This window comes from Vibrio sp. TRT 2004, assembly GCF_050113735.1.
Lineage (GTDB): Bacteria > Pseudomonadota > Gammaproteobacteria > Enterobacterales > Vibrionaceae > Vibrio.
Genome location: NZ_JBNJOH010000012.1, coordinates 72,862 through 90,314 on the forward strand (window position 1 = coordinate 72,862; position 17,453 = coordinate 90,314).

Below are 17,453 nucleotides of genomic sequence, written 5' to 3' on the forward strand. Positions count from 1 at the left end.
GAGTTTCGAATAAATTTGAAAGGTTGACGTGAAAGCGTCAACCTTTTGTTTTATCTGACGTATACTGATGTCGTTAACACAATATCGGACAATAACAATGAGCTTCGAACTTCATCCTCAACTGGCAAAGGACACCACAGTCATTGGTCACTTTCCTCTGTGTGTGGCACTTTTACATCGCGACAATGCCGTACCTTGGGTTATTTTGGTGCCTAAACGCGCCCATCTCAAAGAACTGCATCACCTCCCGATGCAAGAACAACAGCAGTTTCTATTAGAATCTCAAGCCGTTAGCCAAGCTTTGGAGGCAACGTTTCAGCCGGATAAACTCAACTTGGGTGCATTGGGAAACATAGTACCTCAACTGCATATCCATCATATCGCCCGTTTTAAAGAGGATGTTGCTTGGCCTGGCCCGCTTTGGGGGAACACTTCTGGTCAGTTTCGCAGCGAAGAAGAGCAAGCAGATCTGCAAACACGCATCGGCAATGTATTATCACTAAGTAGCTTGTTCCAGCGCGGTTAAACGTTCAAATCGTTTCGAATACAAAAAAACCGTTCGCTATGAACGGTTTTTTATTGTCACTCAGTATCGTCTACATGGTCACAGTCAAAGCGAGCGCATTAGGATCCACTTTCGTATACCTAACCCTCATAACATGCTTCGCCGCGTTAGTATCAACAAGGCGAGAAATCACCCCTTTATGAATCCAAACAGATAGCATGGCGTCAACACCATCTTTACTTAATCCGAACTTTTTTGCCAGTTCGTGTTGGGAGACACTGCCCTGCTGATCAATAAACTGCTTTAACTCTGCCAGTATCATGCAATTTGCACCTCTAACTGTTGTACTTGCTTCTTACCCACAACTTTTAGCGCTCGGTAGGTAACAAAGCCAGCCAAAATAATCGCTGAGATCCATGCTGCGCTCATGACCGGATGATCGCTAAAGTGTGTCACTTGGTAATAAAGAGCAGCGCTACCATAAGCAAGTCCCATGGTCCAAACAGCAATAAAACGAGCATACTTCACCCCAAACTCACGAACGTATGCGCCCATGGCAGCAACACATGGAGTGTAAAGCAGGATAAAGATAAGATAAGCAAACGCTGCATTACCGGACACAAAGTGTCCTTTTAAGTTACCAAAGATAGACACATCCACCTCTTGTTCTTCTGCAACTGCATTGCTGTCAGACAAATCGCCAACTTCAATACCTAATGGGTCTGAGAAGCTCAGTCCAGCAAGATTTTCGGGAATCGACATCACGGCTTCCTCAAGGCTAGCCATCAAGTCGTATTCACCCGCTTCTTCATTGCTTGGCGCATATAGGCTGTTCAGCGTACCGACCACGGCCTCTTTTGCAAAAATGCCAGTAATGATACCAACGGTTGCAGGCCAGTTGTCTTGTTCGATGCCAATTGGCGCAAAGACTGGCGTGACTACTTTTGATACGGTAGATAGCACCGAATTTTCACTGTCTTGGTTGCCGAAGCTTCCATCCGTACCAACTGAGTTTAGGAAGCTTAGAATTGTGACAACAACCACGATGGTTTTCCCCGCCCCCATAACGAAACGCTTCAACTTCTGCCACGTTTTAATCACCACATTACGCATTGTTGGCAATTCGTAGTCAGGCATTTCCATCACTAAGCTGTCACTCGAACCTGGGTAGAGGGTGTTTTTAAGCACAAGCCCGGTAATAACTGCCGCGACAATACCTAATAGATATAGTGAAAACACCACGTTTTGACCGCTTTCAGGGAAGAATGCAGCGGCAAAAAGTGCATATACGGGCAGACGAGCACCACATGACATAAACGGAGCCATTGATGCCGCTAGCTTACGCTCACGTTCCTGATCGAGGGTACGGGTTGCCATAATAGACGGTACGTTACAGCCGAAGCCAAGCACCAAAGGCACAAATGCCTTACCCGGCAAACCTATTTTTTGCATCACTTTATCAAGTACGAATGCTGCTCGAGACATGTAGCCCGAGCTCTCTAGCACGGCGAGGAACAGATAGAGACAGGCGATGACTGGGACAAAGGTCGCTACGGTTTGCACACCGCCACCTACGCCGTCAGCAATCAACGTCACTAACCAAACCGGCAAGTGATCATCAAGCAAGTAATGCCCACCATCAACCAGTAGTGCGCCAACGCCAATATCAAAGAAATCAATGAAAGCACTACCAATGTTTATCGAGAACATGAACATTAAGTACATAACAACAAAGAAGAAAGGAACGCCGATCCATTTATTCAAAATAACCTTGTCGACTCGCTCAGTGAAGCTATGACTTAATTTACCTTCACTACGGCGCACCTTCTGACATTGCTGGTGAAGAAACGTATATTTTACGTCCGCCACCAACAAGTCGATATCCAGCTCAGCTTTGCGCTGCTCTGCAACGATGGTCTCGCGGCTAAGTTGTGGTAATGAGTTGAGCACCAACAGATCGTTTTCAAGCGCTCGAATTGCCAACGCTCGAGGAGAGACTTCTGTTTGATCTGCAAACATCGGCTCTAGACTCGCAATGGACGCTTCAAATGCTTCGCCGTAGTTAAGGCGAAGTTCGTCAAGGGCGACGCCCTGAATGAGCGCTTTGTGGAGACGTTCTTTGAGAGACTGAACTTGTGATTTATTGTTGGCAGAAATCGCAAACACCGGACAACCGAGCACTTTTTCTAGCGCTTTCAAATCTATCGTTTGTCGTTCACGCTTTAACGCATCCATTTTATTTAGCACAACAATCATCGGGCGACCCAACTCGCGCAGCTGCAATGTCATATACAGACTACGTTCGAGGCTAGTCGCATCAACGACGTTAATAATCAGGTCGGCTGGGTGGGTTAGAACCGCGCGAGACGCAATTGACTCATCAATACTGTTGCCATCATTACCACTATCAAGCGCATATATACCTGGCAAGTCCGTGAGAAGAAAATCGTCGCTAGAATGGGAATACTTACCTGTTTTTTTCTCAACAGTTACACCCGCCCAGTTTCCCACTTGCTGCTTGGCACCAGTCAATCCATTAAACAGGGTGGTTTTTCCGCTATTTGGGTTACCGACCGTTAGGATTTTATACTCCATCATTCCACCTCCACTGCGATTGCGTCTGCAATCTTGGTGCGTACCGCTAGAGAGACACCACGGACTTCAACTTGCAGTGGGTCACCCATTGGCGCCTTACGTATTAAGGTAATCTCTGTCTTAGGAAGTAACCCCATAACCATCAGCTTTTTTCTTACGTCGTTGGAAAGCTCAGAAAAACCTTTGATGGTTGCTTTTTGCCCTTGTTGTAATTGTGAGAGTTTCATAAACAGGCCGTCTATATATAAATGAGAAATATTTTTATTACCGATCTCAATACTATCTCTCATACATGTAACAGATCTTGTCTGAAATCAATGTTTTCAAGTATAGCGATGTTCAAAACGTCAAAAAAACTAACGTTAATTTCGTCAAAACTCACCATTTCCTACACCGCCACGACTTAAGTCATTCTTCCCACACATACCGAACGGCATATAAAACATTGATAAACAATAATTTAACAAAGCTGTCGTTTTTATCATGGAAGATGGCGTTAATTTTATAAGTAAAATAAGTCGGAGTGGATATAGTTACTCATGTCGAGGGGCTATCCCAAAGACAACATTGAATTCCAGAGGTGACGCATAAAGCGTCACTCCGGCAGCAAGCGAAGGTGTCATTGACACCCGTGGTATAGTCCCCCGGCTATGCCACGATATTTTTTTTCTTCGGCTTCTTTTAGCCCGCATTCCACCACTACCAGCTACTCGTACTTTCACCGATCTTAATCTGATAGTTTAAAAGCGTTCTTGCTCTTCAATAAACTGAGTTGGAGACATGCCAAATCGATGTTTAAATCTTTGGCTAAAGTAAGAAGGGTCATTAAAACCACATTCAAAAGCGACATCAGATACCTTTTCACCAGCAAGTAAGCGACGGCATGCATTGTCCAATCGAACTTCGGTCAGATATTCTGTAAACGTTTTTTCTAAAGTGGATTTAAAGCGTCTCTGTAGGCTACGCTCGGATAAGAACAGCATTTTAGCTGCGGATGAAGTGCTAAAATCAGGATCAGCATAGTGGGTACTCACGAGGAGAATGACCTTTTCAAACCAAGGATCGTTATCCTGAAATTCGATATCATCGTCAGTAACGATTGAGTTTTCTGCGAAGGCTTCACTGGCGTTCCACGTCATTTCAAGCAGATTACGCTCCTCAGAAGAGTGGATAACCAACTTACCGCCACTCTTTTCGACCAGAGAGTGAATATTCTGCATCATTGTTGAAGTGGTATTACTGCCCTCTATCGCTTTGCCTTGGTCTAGCATAGAAAATGCCACCTGACCTTTCCTCAACGTTAACTGAATCATCACTGTTTGGTTTCGGTAGCAACGCTGAACAATACCATCGAACAACAAGTTAAAGATTTCATCAAGATTAAAAGTATCGACGCTAACGTACAGATCTGTATCCGCCTCAATCTGAACGGTAACTCCCGCCTTTAGCAACTCGTCTTGCCAGCCGCGCAGCACCGATTCAACGATAAGTGTCAGGTTATAAACTGGAAGCGCTTGTCCATTAGTCGAGCGCACATTGACCAGCAGTTCTAATTCTCTATTCAAGAAAGCAAGCAATTGAGGATCGCTGTTGTCATTTTTTGCCTGTGCTTCGAGTCTATCTTTTAACGTACTCACTGATTGAGTAAAAATCAGTTTTCTTACCTGCAACTGCTTACGTAGCTGTTGGTTGTTACTGAGCAAGATACGACTTTGATGGCGCATTTGATTGGTTTTGAGCGCGACCTGAGCTTTTAGTGCTCGGTTTGCTTTTGACATCACTCTTGAACGCCAATACGCAGTTGATGCCAACAATAAAATGCCGAGCACTATATAGCCTACGATGGCATACACGCTCAAAAACCATGGTGGTTCCACCGTAAACTGGTAGCGGGCACTGCGACTTTGTAATGTGCCGTTATGCAATGCCCTTACCTCCAACTGATAGCTTCCGGGCATCATATGTTCCATGGTTAAGGTACTGCCATCGAGCATCTGCCAATCTGAATCATCATTGAGACGATATTCAAGCGTTACATCATTGGCTCTCGGCATCACACCAAATTGAAAAAACACCGACTCACTGTAACTCAACTGGAGCGGATCACTTTCCGTATTCGCCAACGAATAGAGTTTTTGATTGCGCTTGATTTGACTAAATACCACCTGAATTTCCGGCAGCTTGCTGGCGATAAGCTGGTTGGTGTCCACTTTGACCAAACTGGTTCGTGAGCCAAGCAGAAGTACACGCTCACTATCCGTGCTGTAGCTACAAAATCCAGGAAGGAACTCATTGCTGATCAAGCCAAACGGCTCACCGTAATGCTGTATTAAGCTGCCATTGTTCGCGTATTTTGATAGCCCGCCCGATGAAGTGAGCCAAATACCTTGCTCGGTTTTTAACAAACACTTGGGAGTTACATGGCCATCAACCATTGTAATTGGCTGAACTTGCTCTTTATATAAGTTCAAGCGATACAGGCCATATCGACCCGCGACCCATAATTGATTATCCTCGACTTGCTCAACATCAATAACCTCGCCATAGGGAATACTTTCCCCAACAAAACGAACCTGACCATCTTTTAGAAGGTAGATGCCATGCTCAGTACCTAGGCTCAGATAACCTTGAGATGTCTCATAAATGTGTGTGAGCTGAGCAGGCAGAAACTTTTCGATCATCCACTCAGAACCAAACTGGATCAATTGCTCACTAGCGGTGTTATAGCTCCACAACTGGTTGCTGCTTGCTCCCCAAACGGTATTGTCTCGACCCATTTCGATGAAGCGAACACTCGTTTGTTTTAGGAACGGAGGTAAGTTGTCAACAATGACCTCTCCACTTCCTGCATCGATACAAACAATGCCTTTATCCGTCGCAAGCCATAAGACGCCATTTCTCTCTTCGAGATCATAGACGACGCCTTGATATAGTAGGTCGCGTGTCCCTGCGCTAGAAAGCTCAACACGATAGACGTTCTTATTGGTTAACATCCAGTAACCATCACGGCTCTTACTGCGCAGGAGCTTGGTTACCTTTTCTTTGCTGTCACTGAACGATAGATATTGGTGTGGGTAACGCTCAAAATTGTCCGAAAATTGGGAGAAATAACGGACTCCCCTATCAGTCGCAATCCAAATACCACCAGCATTGTCATTAAGAAGAGAATAAATTTTTTCCCCCGCTAACCCATTTCCTGCCCACACTCCCTGCTCAAAACGACGAATTTCACCTGTTACAAAGTCATAGACAAACAGCCCATTTTTGGTACCTATCCAGTACTCTTGCGCCGTCTCTGCGATACTTAATACGTGATTCCCTGCAATCCGCTGGATCGGCTGCTGGGGCTGATCAGGATCAAAAATCAAAATGCCGTCTAGCGAGCCGATCACCAGCTCATCGCGTACTTCTGAATAGTGCAGCTTCTCTACGTAATAGCTAGCAGAGCTTGATATGTGTTCGTAAACGTCTCCATTCGACAAGTAAACCCCCGCATTGGTCGCAATCACCCAACGAGATTTAATAAACGCCGCATCATTAATCGTGATCTTCGCTGACTGGTTGTATTGGTACAACTGCATCAACGAAAAGGTTTGAAACTCACCGCTATCAACATGGTAGGTGTAAAAGTGGCTCTCATCAGCTAACCAGATGTAGCGTTTTGTGGCACCAATTCGAAGTAATTCGGTTCCTGGGGTTAAGCTGAAAACCAGCTCTTTTTCTCGATTGGGTACGGTGCGATAGATTTCGTTCTGAAAAAATGTCCAGAAGGCATTGTCAACGAAAGCGACCTGCTCGGTATCCTCGTCAAGTGCTGAACCCATCTCAGGGGTAATCGCCTGACCATCAAAAAATAAGATTTGATTACGCACGTCTTGCAGCCATATCCCTCCGCCTTGAGCTGTAAATAGCTGTTTCGCCGCAAACACTTTTCCCTGAGTCTGCATAGGCAACGGATAGAAAACCGTGGGAGAGAAATTGGATGCTAGCGAAACTCCCGAAAACAGCAGTAGTAGCAACAGTATCGACGAGAGTTTATTCAATTGGCTTATCCCTAGCAGCAAGAATCAATAGGCTAACATTGGACGTTCAGCACAAGGCATGAACTTTGATTTATTTTGTGCCAATAATTATCGGAAATTTATCAAGATTAACAAGCGCGTATGGCAAAAAACTCGTGACTTTTCCAATCAGTTCACAGATGCCAATCAAGCCAAAGAGAATCGCTCTCTTTGGCTTTCGGTAAAGTTAACGCTGCAAGCAGTGGCTGAAGCTATCCGCCAAGTTCTGTTTTAAGACAAAGTAGCCACCAGAAACGGCTTGAACATCGCTGCCAATGGGATCAAGGACACCTACTTTTGCATTGCTGCCTCTGGTCACAGACTCTACCACTGCGGGTGTGAACTGAGGTTCAGAAAATACACATTTCGCCTGCTCACTGGCTAATGCTTTACGAATTGAGATCAACGTTTTGGCACCCGGTTTGCGATCAGGGCTGACCGTAAAAAACCCCAACTGATTGAGACCAAAATCTTGTTCAAAGTAACCATAGGCATCGTGGAAAACAAAATACCCATCCTGTTTGATAGGAGTAAGTTGCTTTTCGATCGCTCGCTGCTGAGCAGCCAGTTTGTCTTCAAATACTTTTAGATTATCAGCGTAGACTTGAGCGTTAGCAGCATCCATCCCTGCTAACATATCCGCAATAGCCTTTGCCACTTGCATCGTGGGTTTATAACCCAGCCAAAAATGGGGGTCATGACTGCCGTGGTCGTGACCATCATGATCATGATGATCACCTTGGTATTCTCTCAGTTCTAGACCTTCAATTTTGCTCAGTGTGAGGACATTGCTCTGCCCTTCTACCACCTTACTCAGAAAGGGTTCTAGATCCTTTCCGAACCAAATAATCACATCAGCATTGCGAATGCGCTTCACGTCTGACGGACGCAGAGCATAGTCGTGTGGTGAAGTATTAGACGCCAAGATAACCTCTGGAGATGAGGTATTTTGCATGATTTCAATGGCAATCAGTTGAATGGGTTTAATACTAGTTAACACTTGTGTTGCGTTAGCCACAGAGTGGCTTGCAAACCAAAGTGTACAGGCGATTAGAAAACGTTTCATAGCTAGCGAGATTACAGACTGGTTTAAAGGAATGACAAATGTTACATTATAACAATAAACAATTGCAAATGAGTTCCATTCATGCCGACATTGGTCGAACTTACTGATATCTGCGTTCAATTCGAAGACCGAACCATCCTCGACAAGGTAAGTCTACGCCTCAACAGAGGCGAAATCACTACACTTATCGGACCTAATGGCGCGGGAAAGTCGACACTGGTAAAAGTCTTACTCGGACTACAGCGCCGATATAGCGGTACTTTATCCAAAGCCAAGGGAATCAAAATTGGCTACGTACCACAAAAACTTAAACTCAATGACACCCTGCCACTTACCGTAGAACGTTTTCTGCGTTTGGCTGGCAAGTACAGCCGACAAGAGCTCAATGATGCCCTTAAATTAGTCGGCGCTGAGCATTTGGCGAAGAGTAATATGCATTCGTTGTCTGGCGGAGAGAATCAACGCGTCTTGCTTGCGCGAGCATTGCTACAAAGACCTGATTTGTTGGTTCTCGACGAACCAGCCCAAGGTGTTGATGTTCAGGGTCAGATCGATTTGTATGATTTGATCGATACTATTCGCCACCGCTTTAACTGTGCCGTGTTTATGGTCTCCCATGACCTGCACCTAGTCATGGCAAAAACCGATGATGTTATCTGTTTACATCATCATATTTGCTGTTCTGGCGCACCCGCAGACATCGCTCAGCACCCAAGCTATATTGCGCTGTTTGGACATACCCAGCAACAATCTCTTGCGTTCTATCACCATCAGCATGACCACCATCATCATGACTTAGCAGGTCAACCCGTAGCCGGTGAAGGCGCTCAATGTTCCCATCATACACACGGCCATCATCATGATTGAGTTTTTGCTACCTTCCATACTTGCAGGCTTAGGGATCGCTGCGATCGCAGGCCCGCTAGGTTCATTTGTTGTTTGGCGTCGCATGGCTTATTTCGGTGACACGCTCGCTCACGCCTCGTTGATGGGGCTTGCCTTGGGCTTTTTACTGGACGTCAATCTCTACTTAGCCTTAACGGTTTGCTGCCTTGCCTTGGCAATCCTGTTGGTAACACTTCAGCGTCAACAGCAAGTCGCTACTGACACTTTGCTGGGCATTCTCGCCCACAGTTCGTTATCACTTGGTCTGGTTGCTGTCAGTTTCTTGGATAACGTCCGAATTGATTTAATGAGCTATCTCTTTGGTGATCTGTTAGCGGTAACAGCGCAAGACCTCGCATATATTTATCTCGGCGTTATCGTCGTTGCTACTGTATTGGGCTTTTTCTGGCGCTCGTTACTCTCAACCACCGTCAATGAGGACCTTGCCGCTGTCGAGGGACACAACGTCGAGCTAATGCGTTTGATTCTGATGTTAATGGTCGGTTTAGTGATCGCAATTGGTATGAAATTTGTTGGCGCCCTGATCATGACTTCACTGTTGATCATCCCAGCGGCGACGGCTCGTCGATTTGCCAAAGCACCAGAACAGATGGCCTTGTTCGCATCACTGATTGGCTCTATTGCTGTTTTACTTGGTCTAACTCTATCATGGCACTACGACACTCCAGCAGGCCCTTCTGTCGTGATCAGCGCTACCGCGATGTTTATGTTAAGCCAACTAATGCGCGTGAGAAGTTAAACGCTTGAAGCATTCAAGAAATAAAAAGGGTTGGCGCTTGGCGCCAACCCTTTTTATTTTGAGTAAAGAACGAGAAAACTTGAGTTGCTTACGCAACATGCAAGCTCTCCCTTAGGGCGTAGCGCCCTCTTAAGCGCCTTCGTTATGCAGTTCTAGGTTCGCTAAATCTAGCTGAATCTCACGCTGAGTCTTTGCATCATCACCACGCAGTGATTCAAGGAAATCAAGGTAGTTCTGATCGATATCACCCGTCACGTATTCACCATTAAATACTGACGTTTCAAACTTAGCGATGTCGCTGTTACCCATACCAACTGCTGCGACAAGATCCTCCAGTGTTTGGAAAATCAGTTCATCAGCACCAATCTGTTTACAGATTGAATCGTTGTCACGACCATGTGCGATGAGTTCGCTTGCACTCGGCATATCGATGCCGTAAACATTCGGGAAACGGATTTCTGGTGCCGCTGAAACCATAAAGACTTTCTTCGCACCGGAATCACGCGCCATCTCGATAATCTGCTCTGATGTGGTACCACGTACGATAGAGTCATCAACCAGCAATACATTCTTATCTTTAAATTCTGAGCGGATTGCGTTGAGCTTACGACGCACAGATTTCTTGCGCTGCTGTTGACCAGGCATGATAAAGGTACGGCCGACGTAACGGTTCTTCACAAAGCCTTGGCGGTAAGGAATGTCGATCGCTTGTGCGATTTGCAGCGCGATATCACAAGAAGTTTCTGGGATAGGGATAACCACATCAATATCCAGATGGCTGTATTCATCGCGGATACGCTCACCCAATTTCTTACCCATTTCAACGCGCGCGCTATATACCGAGATTTTATCGATAAACGAATCTGGTCGAGCAAAGTAAACAAATTCAAAAATACATGGGTTAAGGACTGGGTTGTCAGCACATTGCTTAGTATGAAGTTGACCATCGAAAGTAACATAGATTGCTTCACCCGGTGCGATATCGCGGATGAAGTCAAACCCAACCGCATCCAACGCCACTGACTCAGAGGCAACCATGTATTCTGTACTACCACCGATTTCACGTTTTCCAAGGCATAGAGGGCGAATGCCGTTTGGATCACGAAATGCCACCATACCATGACCGATAATCATTGCTGTTACCGCGTACGCACCACGAATAGCACGGTGCACATTGGTCACTGCACGGAACACATCTTCCGCTGCAACATTTCCTTTTACGGTATCAATCTCGTGTGCAAGCACGTTGAGCAACACTTCTGAGTCGGAAGTCGTGTTCACATGACGACGATCTTTCTCAAACAATTTCTCACGTATTTCTGCTGCATTGGTCAAGTTACCATTGTGTGCCAGAGTGATACCAAATGGCGAATTCACGTAGAAAGGCTGTGCTTCTGACGCGCTCGAACTACCCGCCGTTGGATAACGAACATGGCCAATACCCACGCTACCTTGCAGTCTTTGCATATGTTTGGCTTCAAACACATCCTTAACTAAACCGTTCGCCTTACGCAGACGAAAACGATTGCTTTCTATGGTACAAATACCCGCGGCATCTTGGCCACGGTGCTGCAATACCGTCAATGCATCATAGATAGACTGGTTTACAGGCGTAGTGCCCACGATTCCAACAATACCACACATGTCTTAACCCTCGATTTTCGACAATGGCTGGCGCGTTATACCGCGCCAGATAAGAAACTAGACGTTGCTTGCAAGTGTTCAAAGAAAGGGGCAATGACGCGGCTAAATTCCGGCACCAATTGAGATCCTTTCCACCACTCAGAGTCTGGAAACGATGTAAACGCATCCATAAAAAATAGTGCTGCTGACACAATCAGAACGCCACGTAGACCGCCAAAAACGACACCTAACACTCTGTCTGTACCCGACAACCCTGTTTTCTGCACTAGCTGAGCAATCACATAGTTAACGATTGCACCAACCACTAGCGTAGCAATAAACAAGGCTGCGATTGCGGCTCCATTTCGAATCATCTCATCTTGAATATTGGTGAAGTACACCGCCAACTTGGCGTAATACTGACTGGCGATAAAAAAAGCGCCAAACCAAATAACCAATGAGAGTGCTTCTTTAGCGAAACCACGCACTAAACTGATCAAAGCCGACAGGCCGACCACACCTAAAATGACAATATCTAACGGATTCATTCTGTACTTACATCTTAAGTTCGCGCGCATTTTAACAGAAAAAACGCTGACGCAAACGTTTTCTTATGGGTTTAGCGGTTTAAATTTGAGCAATTGACCTTTTGAACCGGTAATTTTTTCCAGTTCTAGGATCTGACGCTCCAATTTACTCTTAGACACATCTGGGCCGATAATAATTCGTGTAAAACCATTTTCCGGCTTAGTATGCGCTTGGTAGCCTCGCTTCTGTAGGTCCTTAACCAAGTTGTTCGCATTGTCGGCATTTTTGAGCGCCATAAGTTGAACAATCCATGCCGTATCTTGATACTCATTGCGCTCAGGTATTTCTTTCACGACAACGGGTAATGGCTTATCTTCAGCGACACCATCAGAGCCCGTTTCGACGACCTCGACAGGGGTTTGAGGAAGGCTTTGCGAATCATCAACAGGATCAAGGATTTCGAAGCTTTCAAGCTCACTATCCAACTCGGGCTTGAGAGGAATACTTGCTATCTCTTCCTTGTAATGGGTTTTCTTGCCGTCTAGTACATCCGGCAAAACGATGACACCAACAGCGACTAAGATGATGGTACCGACTAGACGATTTTGAAACTTGCTTGCCATTTATTCTCCTTTGTTCTGCCAATGCTCGAGGACTTCTCCAACCGTATGGAAAGAGCCCACAACTAGGATGACATCTTGCGCCTTTGCTTTTGTCAGTGCAGATTCAAATGCTGCAACTGGCGCATCAAAATAGGCAATCCCCTTTGGTAGGTACTGGCATAGCTCCTGCGCCGAAGCAGCACGAGGCCCCGTCAGTGACGCAGGGTACCAATAAGAGGCAACCGGCATCAACGCTTCTAGAGTCGCTTTAATATCCTTATCATGCAGCATCGCTACCACAGTGTGAATCGTCTTATTCTGATATTGCTCTGCAACACGAGAAACGAGATATTGTGCCGAATGCGGGTTATGCGCTACATCAAGCAGTATGGTTGGCTCATCACTTAGAATTTGCATTCGACCAGGCAATTGAGCGTTTTGCAGACCATTGACGATGTTTACATCACTTAGCTCAAGATTTGCTGTTGCAAGTGCCATTAGTGCTGTAGCGGCGTTTTGTAGTGGTAAACCCGGTACTGGTAGATCATCTAACTGATAAGAGCCATGTACCCAGCGCCATGTGTTTAGATCCGTCAACTGGTAGTCGTACTGAATCCCAACCTGATACAGCTCAGCGCCGATATCATCTGCATGCGCTGCAACGGTTGCAGGTGCTTTTGGTTGCCCACAGATAGCGGGCTTTCCGCTGCGATAGATGCCTGCTTTTTCGTAACCGATAACATTGATGTCGTCACCCAGCCAATCTACATGGTCAATGGCCAAGCTGGTGATAATCGATACATCATGATCAACCACGTTGGTGGCGTCTAAACGCCCGCCTAGCCCAACTTCAAGTAACACAATATCGACTTTCTCAGTTTGAAATAGACGCAAAGCTGCAAGCGTCCCATACTCAAATAGGCTTAAGCTCACTTCGCCACGCTGCTTCTCGATGAAATCAAATGCTTGAGCATGTTTTTCATCGGATAGATCCTGACCATTGATACGAACGCGTTCGTTGTAACGAATAAGATGTGGAGAGCTATACACACCAACAGAATAACCCGCATCTAATAGAATCGCTTCCATCAATGCGCAGGTTGATCCCTTGCCGTTAGTTCCGGCAACCGTAATCACGGTCGGTGCAGGTTTGGTAAGATTTGCTGCTTTGGCAACAGTTTGGACACGGTCCAGACCGAGGTCGATCGCAGAGGTATGAATGTTTGATAAATAATCAAGCCACATCGATAGTGGAGATGTGGCTTGAGGAATTTGGCTTAGACTCATCTAACTTTAACCAATAAATTGTGGTTGCTTGTTAGTGAGTTACTTTACCCTTTTTCGTCCGCTTCTGGTACAGAATAAGCAGCTTCATTTGGTGAATCGTTAACAGAAACCACCAATGGTGATGGTTTATTGTTCATCTTCGCCATTAAGCCACCGATACGCTGACGCATTTCGCGGCGATCAACTATCATATCAATTGCACCGTGATCAAGCAGGAACTCACTACGCTGGAAACCTTCTGGTAGGTCTTCACGTACCGTTTGCTCGATAACTCGACGGCCAGCAAAACCGATCAATGCTTTTGGCTCACCAATATTGATATCACCAAGCATCGCTAAACTTGCCGAAACGCCACCCATAGTTGGGTCAGTCATTACCGATACGAATGGAAGACCTTTCGCTGACAGACGCTCTAGCGCAGCACTGGTTTTCGCCATTTGCATTAGAGACATTAATGCCTCTTGCATGCGCGCGCCGCCACTGGCAGAAAAACAAACTAAACCACAGTTGTTCTCCATTGCCGCTTCAGCTGCACGAACAAAACGAGCACCAACCACTGAACCCATTGAACCGCCCATGAATGAGAAGTCAAATGCACAAGCTACGATAGGCTGACCTAATAGTTCGCCTTTCATTACAACCAGCGCGTCTTTCTCACCGCTGCTCTTCTGAGCTGCTGAAATGCGGTCTTTATACTTTTTCGAGTCTTTGAACTTCAGTTTATCTTGCGGCTCAAGCTCGTCAGCAATCTCTACACGATTATTTTCGTCTAGGAATGTTTCAAGGCGACGACGTGCTCTCATACGCATGTGATGATCACATTTCGGACATACTTCTAGGTTACGCTCTAGTTCAGCGTGGTAAAGCACCTGCTCACATGAAGTACATTTGGTCCAAACCCCTTCAGGAATAGACGCTTTACGTGAACTAACAATGTTGCTTTTTTCTAAAATCTTTTCAAGCCAACTCATGGAAGACCTTTTCTCTCTACTCCTGCGCTCAATGCGAAGGATACAAATTCTGAATTTACGCGTGAGGATTAAAGCATATTAAATGCCAAGTGTAGACAAAAAACTGGTTGTACCTATTTCCTGACTCAATTTCTCACACACTAAAGACCTGATTCATTCGACAATTTATCACGAATTAGTTCAGATTATCAGGCAAAAATAGTGGCCCAATCGGCACTCTTGGTAATTCAAACCCATCAGGGTAATCAACGTCAACGAGGTACAGGCCTTCCGCTTTCGCCGTCGCTCCCGCCAACTTGCGATCCTTGGCTGCAAGCAACCACTCGATCCACTGCGGCTCCTGCTCTCCTCGACCAACACAAATCAAACTTCCAGTGATATTGCGCACCATATGATGAACAAATGCGTTCGCTTTGATGTCAATAACAACATACTGACCATGACGCGACACATTAATGTGCATCATGTTTCGCCATGGGCTGCGAGATTGGCAATGTGTCGCTCTAAAGGAGGTAAAGTCGTTTTCGCCTAACAGATACTGTGCGGCTTGATGCATCTTCTTTTCATCAAGCTCACCGTGATAGTGGCTCACACCCGAAGACAGTATACCCGGACGCAGTGCGCTGTTGAAAATGATATAGCGGTAGCGGCGTGCTGTAGCGGAAAAACGGGCATGAAACTCGTCCGGTACCTCTTTAGCCCAACGTACTGCGATATCATCGGGTAAGTTAGCGTTGGCTCCCATTGTCCAAGCCACCATTTTACGTGTTGCGGTTGTATCAAAATGGACAACTTGACCTGTCCCATGAACGCCTGCATCGGTCCGTCCTGCGCACTGGACTTCAATTGGATGGTTAGCAACGATACTTAATGCGTGTTCTAACTTCTCTTGAACACTATTCACGTCTCTTTGGCGTTGCCAGCCATAGTATTGAGTACCATTGTATTCGATGCCTAAAGCAATTCTCATCGGGATGTTCTCACAGGATTGATTGACCTAAGAATGGGGCGGGAAGTATATACCAAAAAATAAGGGGGCTAAACTGCCCCCTTAGTCATTTCACCAATTAGCGATTGTTTATCGCATCAATCAAACTCTTCGCTTCACGTCGAATTTCATCACTGCCGTCAACTATTGCTTCTTCAAGCAATTTAATCGCGCCCTGTGAATCACTCATTTCGATGTAGATTTTGGCTAAATCGAGTTTACCCGCGGCCTCGGAGTTCGCATCAACATCAGTGTGATCGCCGATATCACCAATAACATCAGGAAAATCATGTAGACCAACATCAAGTTTGAGTTCGTCATCGATCTCTTGCTGCTCTTCTGACTCGACTTCCGCCATCAATTCGTCGATGGTGCGGAATGTATGCTCCTGAGGATTAAACTCGTCAAGGTCTGGTTGATCTTCCCAATCCTCGTCCAGTGCCTGCTCAAGGGTATTGTCGACAGACCAGATATCTTTTTCATCATCAGGGATTTCGTCCGAAATCGTAGCCTGCTGCTCTGGTGAAAGACTAAAACCATTCCAGTCTTCACCAATTTCAAGCATCGCGTCGATATCCATGCCTGCACTGTCAGAAGTCACCGCATCAATCGGCTTGTCAAATGAGAATCCACCGTGTGGCTGATCATCTTCCGCCAGCAGCTCATCAAAGGCTTTTTCATCAAACTGCTGATGTGCCATATCCTGTGCATCAACACGTGCAGCGCTTTCTGCTGGTATTTCTTCGAGATCTGGCAGTTCAACGGGTTCAAGTGCAAAGTCATCATGCTGCTCTGAGAGATCTTCAGCCGATGAATCCAGATCCGCTAACGCCTCTTCTTCACCATACTCAGGCAAATCAAGTGCATCAAACTCAATCGCTTGCTCGCCAACAGGCTCTTCAAATGGCGGTTCACTCAATGGTGCTTCCGATACATTCAGTGCAGCAAGCGCTTCTTCCTCTCCAAACTGAGGTAAATCGAAATCATCCAGATCAATGTTTTCATCATCTACTTGCGGAGCTTGATGAACACTTTCCGATTCGAGTTCAACATCAGCAATGGCTTGTTCTTCACCGAATTCTGGTCGCTCAAGGGAATCAATCTCTTGCTCTTCAGCAGGCTGTTGAAGTTGTTCTTCGCTTGCCAGACCGTGCGATTCACTCATCTCAGCTAACGCTTCTTCCTCGCCAAATTCTGGCAATTCAAAGTCGTCCAGTTCGATGTTTTCATCATCCACTTGTGGTGATTGATAAAGCTTCTCTGATGCAAGTTCTGAGTCCGCTAATGCCTCATCCTCACCAAACTCTGGTAAATCTAGGTCATCCAACTCGAACGTTTCATCTTCTGCTTGAGGCTCTGCAAGCTCTTGTGCAGGTTCAAGCTCTGCATCCGCTAATGCGTCTTCTTCACTGTATTCCGGCAGCTCAAGCTCATCGAACACCATGGCTGGCTCTTCCAGCGACGGTTCTTCAACAGACTCAGCAACAAGCGCTTCAGGTTCGAGAGCTGGGGCTTCTGCCACATCAGCCAATGCCTCTTCCTCACCAAACTCTGGCAAGTCTAGGTCATCCAACTCGAACGC

General features: G+C 45.9%; 15 protein-coding genes. 3 read left to right on the forward strand and 12 right to left on the reverse strand.

Going from position 1 to position 17,453, the window contains the following annotated elements; genetic code table 11:
• Positions 1 to 97 precede the first annotated feature (97 nt).
• Positions 98 to 526: an HIT domain-containing protein gene (locus ACQEXR_RS07455; RefSeq protein ID WP_331416398.1), complete on the forward strand. Its 429-nt coding sequence runs from the start codon at positions 98 to 100 to the stop codon at positions 524 to 526.
• 70 nt (positions 527 to 596) lie between these two features.
• Here the strand turns inward: ACQEXR_RS07455 and ACQEXR_RS07460 are convergent, their stop codons facing one another.
• From ACQEXR_RS07460 to znuA, 5 genes are all read right to left on the reverse strand, one after another.
• Positions 597 to 827, reverse strand: coding sequence for a FeoC-like transcriptional regulator (locus ACQEXR_RS07460; protein WP_331416399.1), 231 nt, complete (start codon positions 825 to 827; stop codon positions 597 to 599).
• Positions 824 to 3,100, reverse strand: coding sequence for a Fe(2+) transporter permease subunit FeoB (gene feoB, locus ACQEXR_RS07465; RefSeq protein ID WP_427020042.1), 2,277 nt, complete (start codon positions 3,098 to 3,100; stop codon positions 824 to 826). Before feoB ends, ACQEXR_RS07460 begins: the two co-directional genes overlap by 4 nt.
• Positions 3,100 to 3,327, reverse strand: a complete 228-nt coding sequence (locus ACQEXR_RS07470; protein WP_138973777.1) for a FeoA family protein — start codon at positions 3,325 to 3,327, stop codon at positions 3,100 to 3,102. Before ACQEXR_RS07470 ends, feoB begins: the two co-directional genes overlap by 1 nt.
• Positions 3,328 to 3,840: 513 nt before the next feature.
• Positions 3,841 to 7,143 carry a helix-turn-helix domain-containing protein gene (locus tag ACQEXR_RS07475; RefSeq protein WP_331416400.1) on the reverse strand — a complete coding sequence of 1,101 codons (3,303 nt, stop codon included), beginning with the start codon at positions 7,141 to 7,143 and terminating at the stop codon, positions 3,841 to 3,843.
• Between the two features lie 205 nt (positions 7,144 to 7,348).
• Positions 7,349 to 8,227, reverse strand: a complete 879-nt coding sequence (gene znuA / locus ACQEXR_RS07480) for a zinc ABC transporter substrate-binding protein ZnuA (RefSeq protein WP_331416401.1) — start codon at positions 8,225 to 8,227, stop codon at positions 7,349 to 7,351.
• Between the two features lie 81 nt (positions 8,228 to 8,308).
• Here znuA and znuC point away from each other — a divergent pair, with 81 nt between their 5' ends.
• Positions 8,309 to 9,094, forward strand: coding sequence for a zinc ABC transporter ATP-binding protein ZnuC (gene znuC, locus ACQEXR_RS07485; protein WP_331416402.1), 786 nt, complete (start codon positions 8,309 to 8,311; stop codon positions 9,092 to 9,094).
• Positions 9,087 to 9,872 (forward strand): zinc ABC transporter permease subunit ZnuB, encoded by a 786-nt coding sequence (znuB, locus tag ACQEXR_RS07490; RefSeq protein ID WP_427020039.1) that lies wholly within the window; start codon positions 9,087 to 9,089, stop codon positions 9,870 to 9,872. Before znuC ends, znuB begins: the two co-directional genes overlap by 8 nt.
• Before the next feature lie 129 nt (positions 9,873 to 10,001).
• Here znuB and purF read toward each other — a convergent pair whose 3' ends face one another.
• The 7 genes from purF to ACQEXR_RS07525 all read right to left on the reverse strand — a co-directional run.
• The gene (gene purF / locus ACQEXR_RS07495; RefSeq protein ID WP_331416403.1) at positions 10,002 to 11,516 is read right to left on the reverse strand and encodes an amidophosphoribosyltransferase; all 1,515 of its coding nucleotides are present in this window, start codon (positions 11,514 to 11,516) and stop codon (positions 10,002 to 10,004) included.
• A gap of 35 nt (positions 11,517 to 11,551) precedes the next feature.
• Positions 11,552 to 12,043: a CvpA family protein gene (locus tag ACQEXR_RS07500; RefSeq protein ID WP_138973772.1), complete on the reverse strand. Its 492-nt coding sequence runs from the start codon at positions 12,041 to 12,043 to the stop codon at positions 11,552 to 11,554.
• A 63-nt stretch (positions 12,044 to 12,106) separates the two neighbouring features.
• On the reverse strand, positions 12,107 to 12,646 hold the full coding sequence (locus ACQEXR_RS07505; protein WP_138973771.1) for an SPOR domain-containing protein: 540 nt from the start codon (positions 12,644 to 12,646) through the stop codon (positions 12,107 to 12,109).
• The gene (folC, locus tag ACQEXR_RS07510) at positions 12,647 to 13,912 is read right to left on the reverse strand and encodes a bifunctional tetrahydrofolate synthase/dihydrofolate synthase (protein WP_426952266.1); all 1,266 of its coding nucleotides are present in this window, start codon (positions 13,910 to 13,912) and stop codon (positions 12,647 to 12,649) included.
• 44 nt (positions 13,913 to 13,956) lie between these two features.
• The gene (gene accD / locus ACQEXR_RS07515) at positions 13,957 to 14,883 is read right to left on the reverse strand and encodes an acetyl-CoA carboxylase, carboxyltransferase subunit beta (protein WP_138973769.1); all 927 of its coding nucleotides are present in this window, start codon (positions 14,881 to 14,883) and stop codon (positions 13,957 to 13,959) included.
• Between the two features lie 175 nt (positions 14,884 to 15,058).
• Positions 15,059 to 15,853: a tRNA pseudouridine(38-40) synthase TruA gene (truA, locus tag ACQEXR_RS07520; RefSeq protein WP_331416405.1), complete on the reverse strand. Its 795-nt coding sequence runs from the start codon at positions 15,851 to 15,853 to the stop codon at positions 15,059 to 15,061.
• 97 nt (positions 15,854 to 15,950) lie between these two features.
• Positions 15,951 to 17,453: FimV/HubP family polar landmark protein (locus ACQEXR_RS07525; RefSeq protein ID WP_427020040.1), on the reverse strand; the 1,503-nt coding region annotated here is incomplete at its 5' end.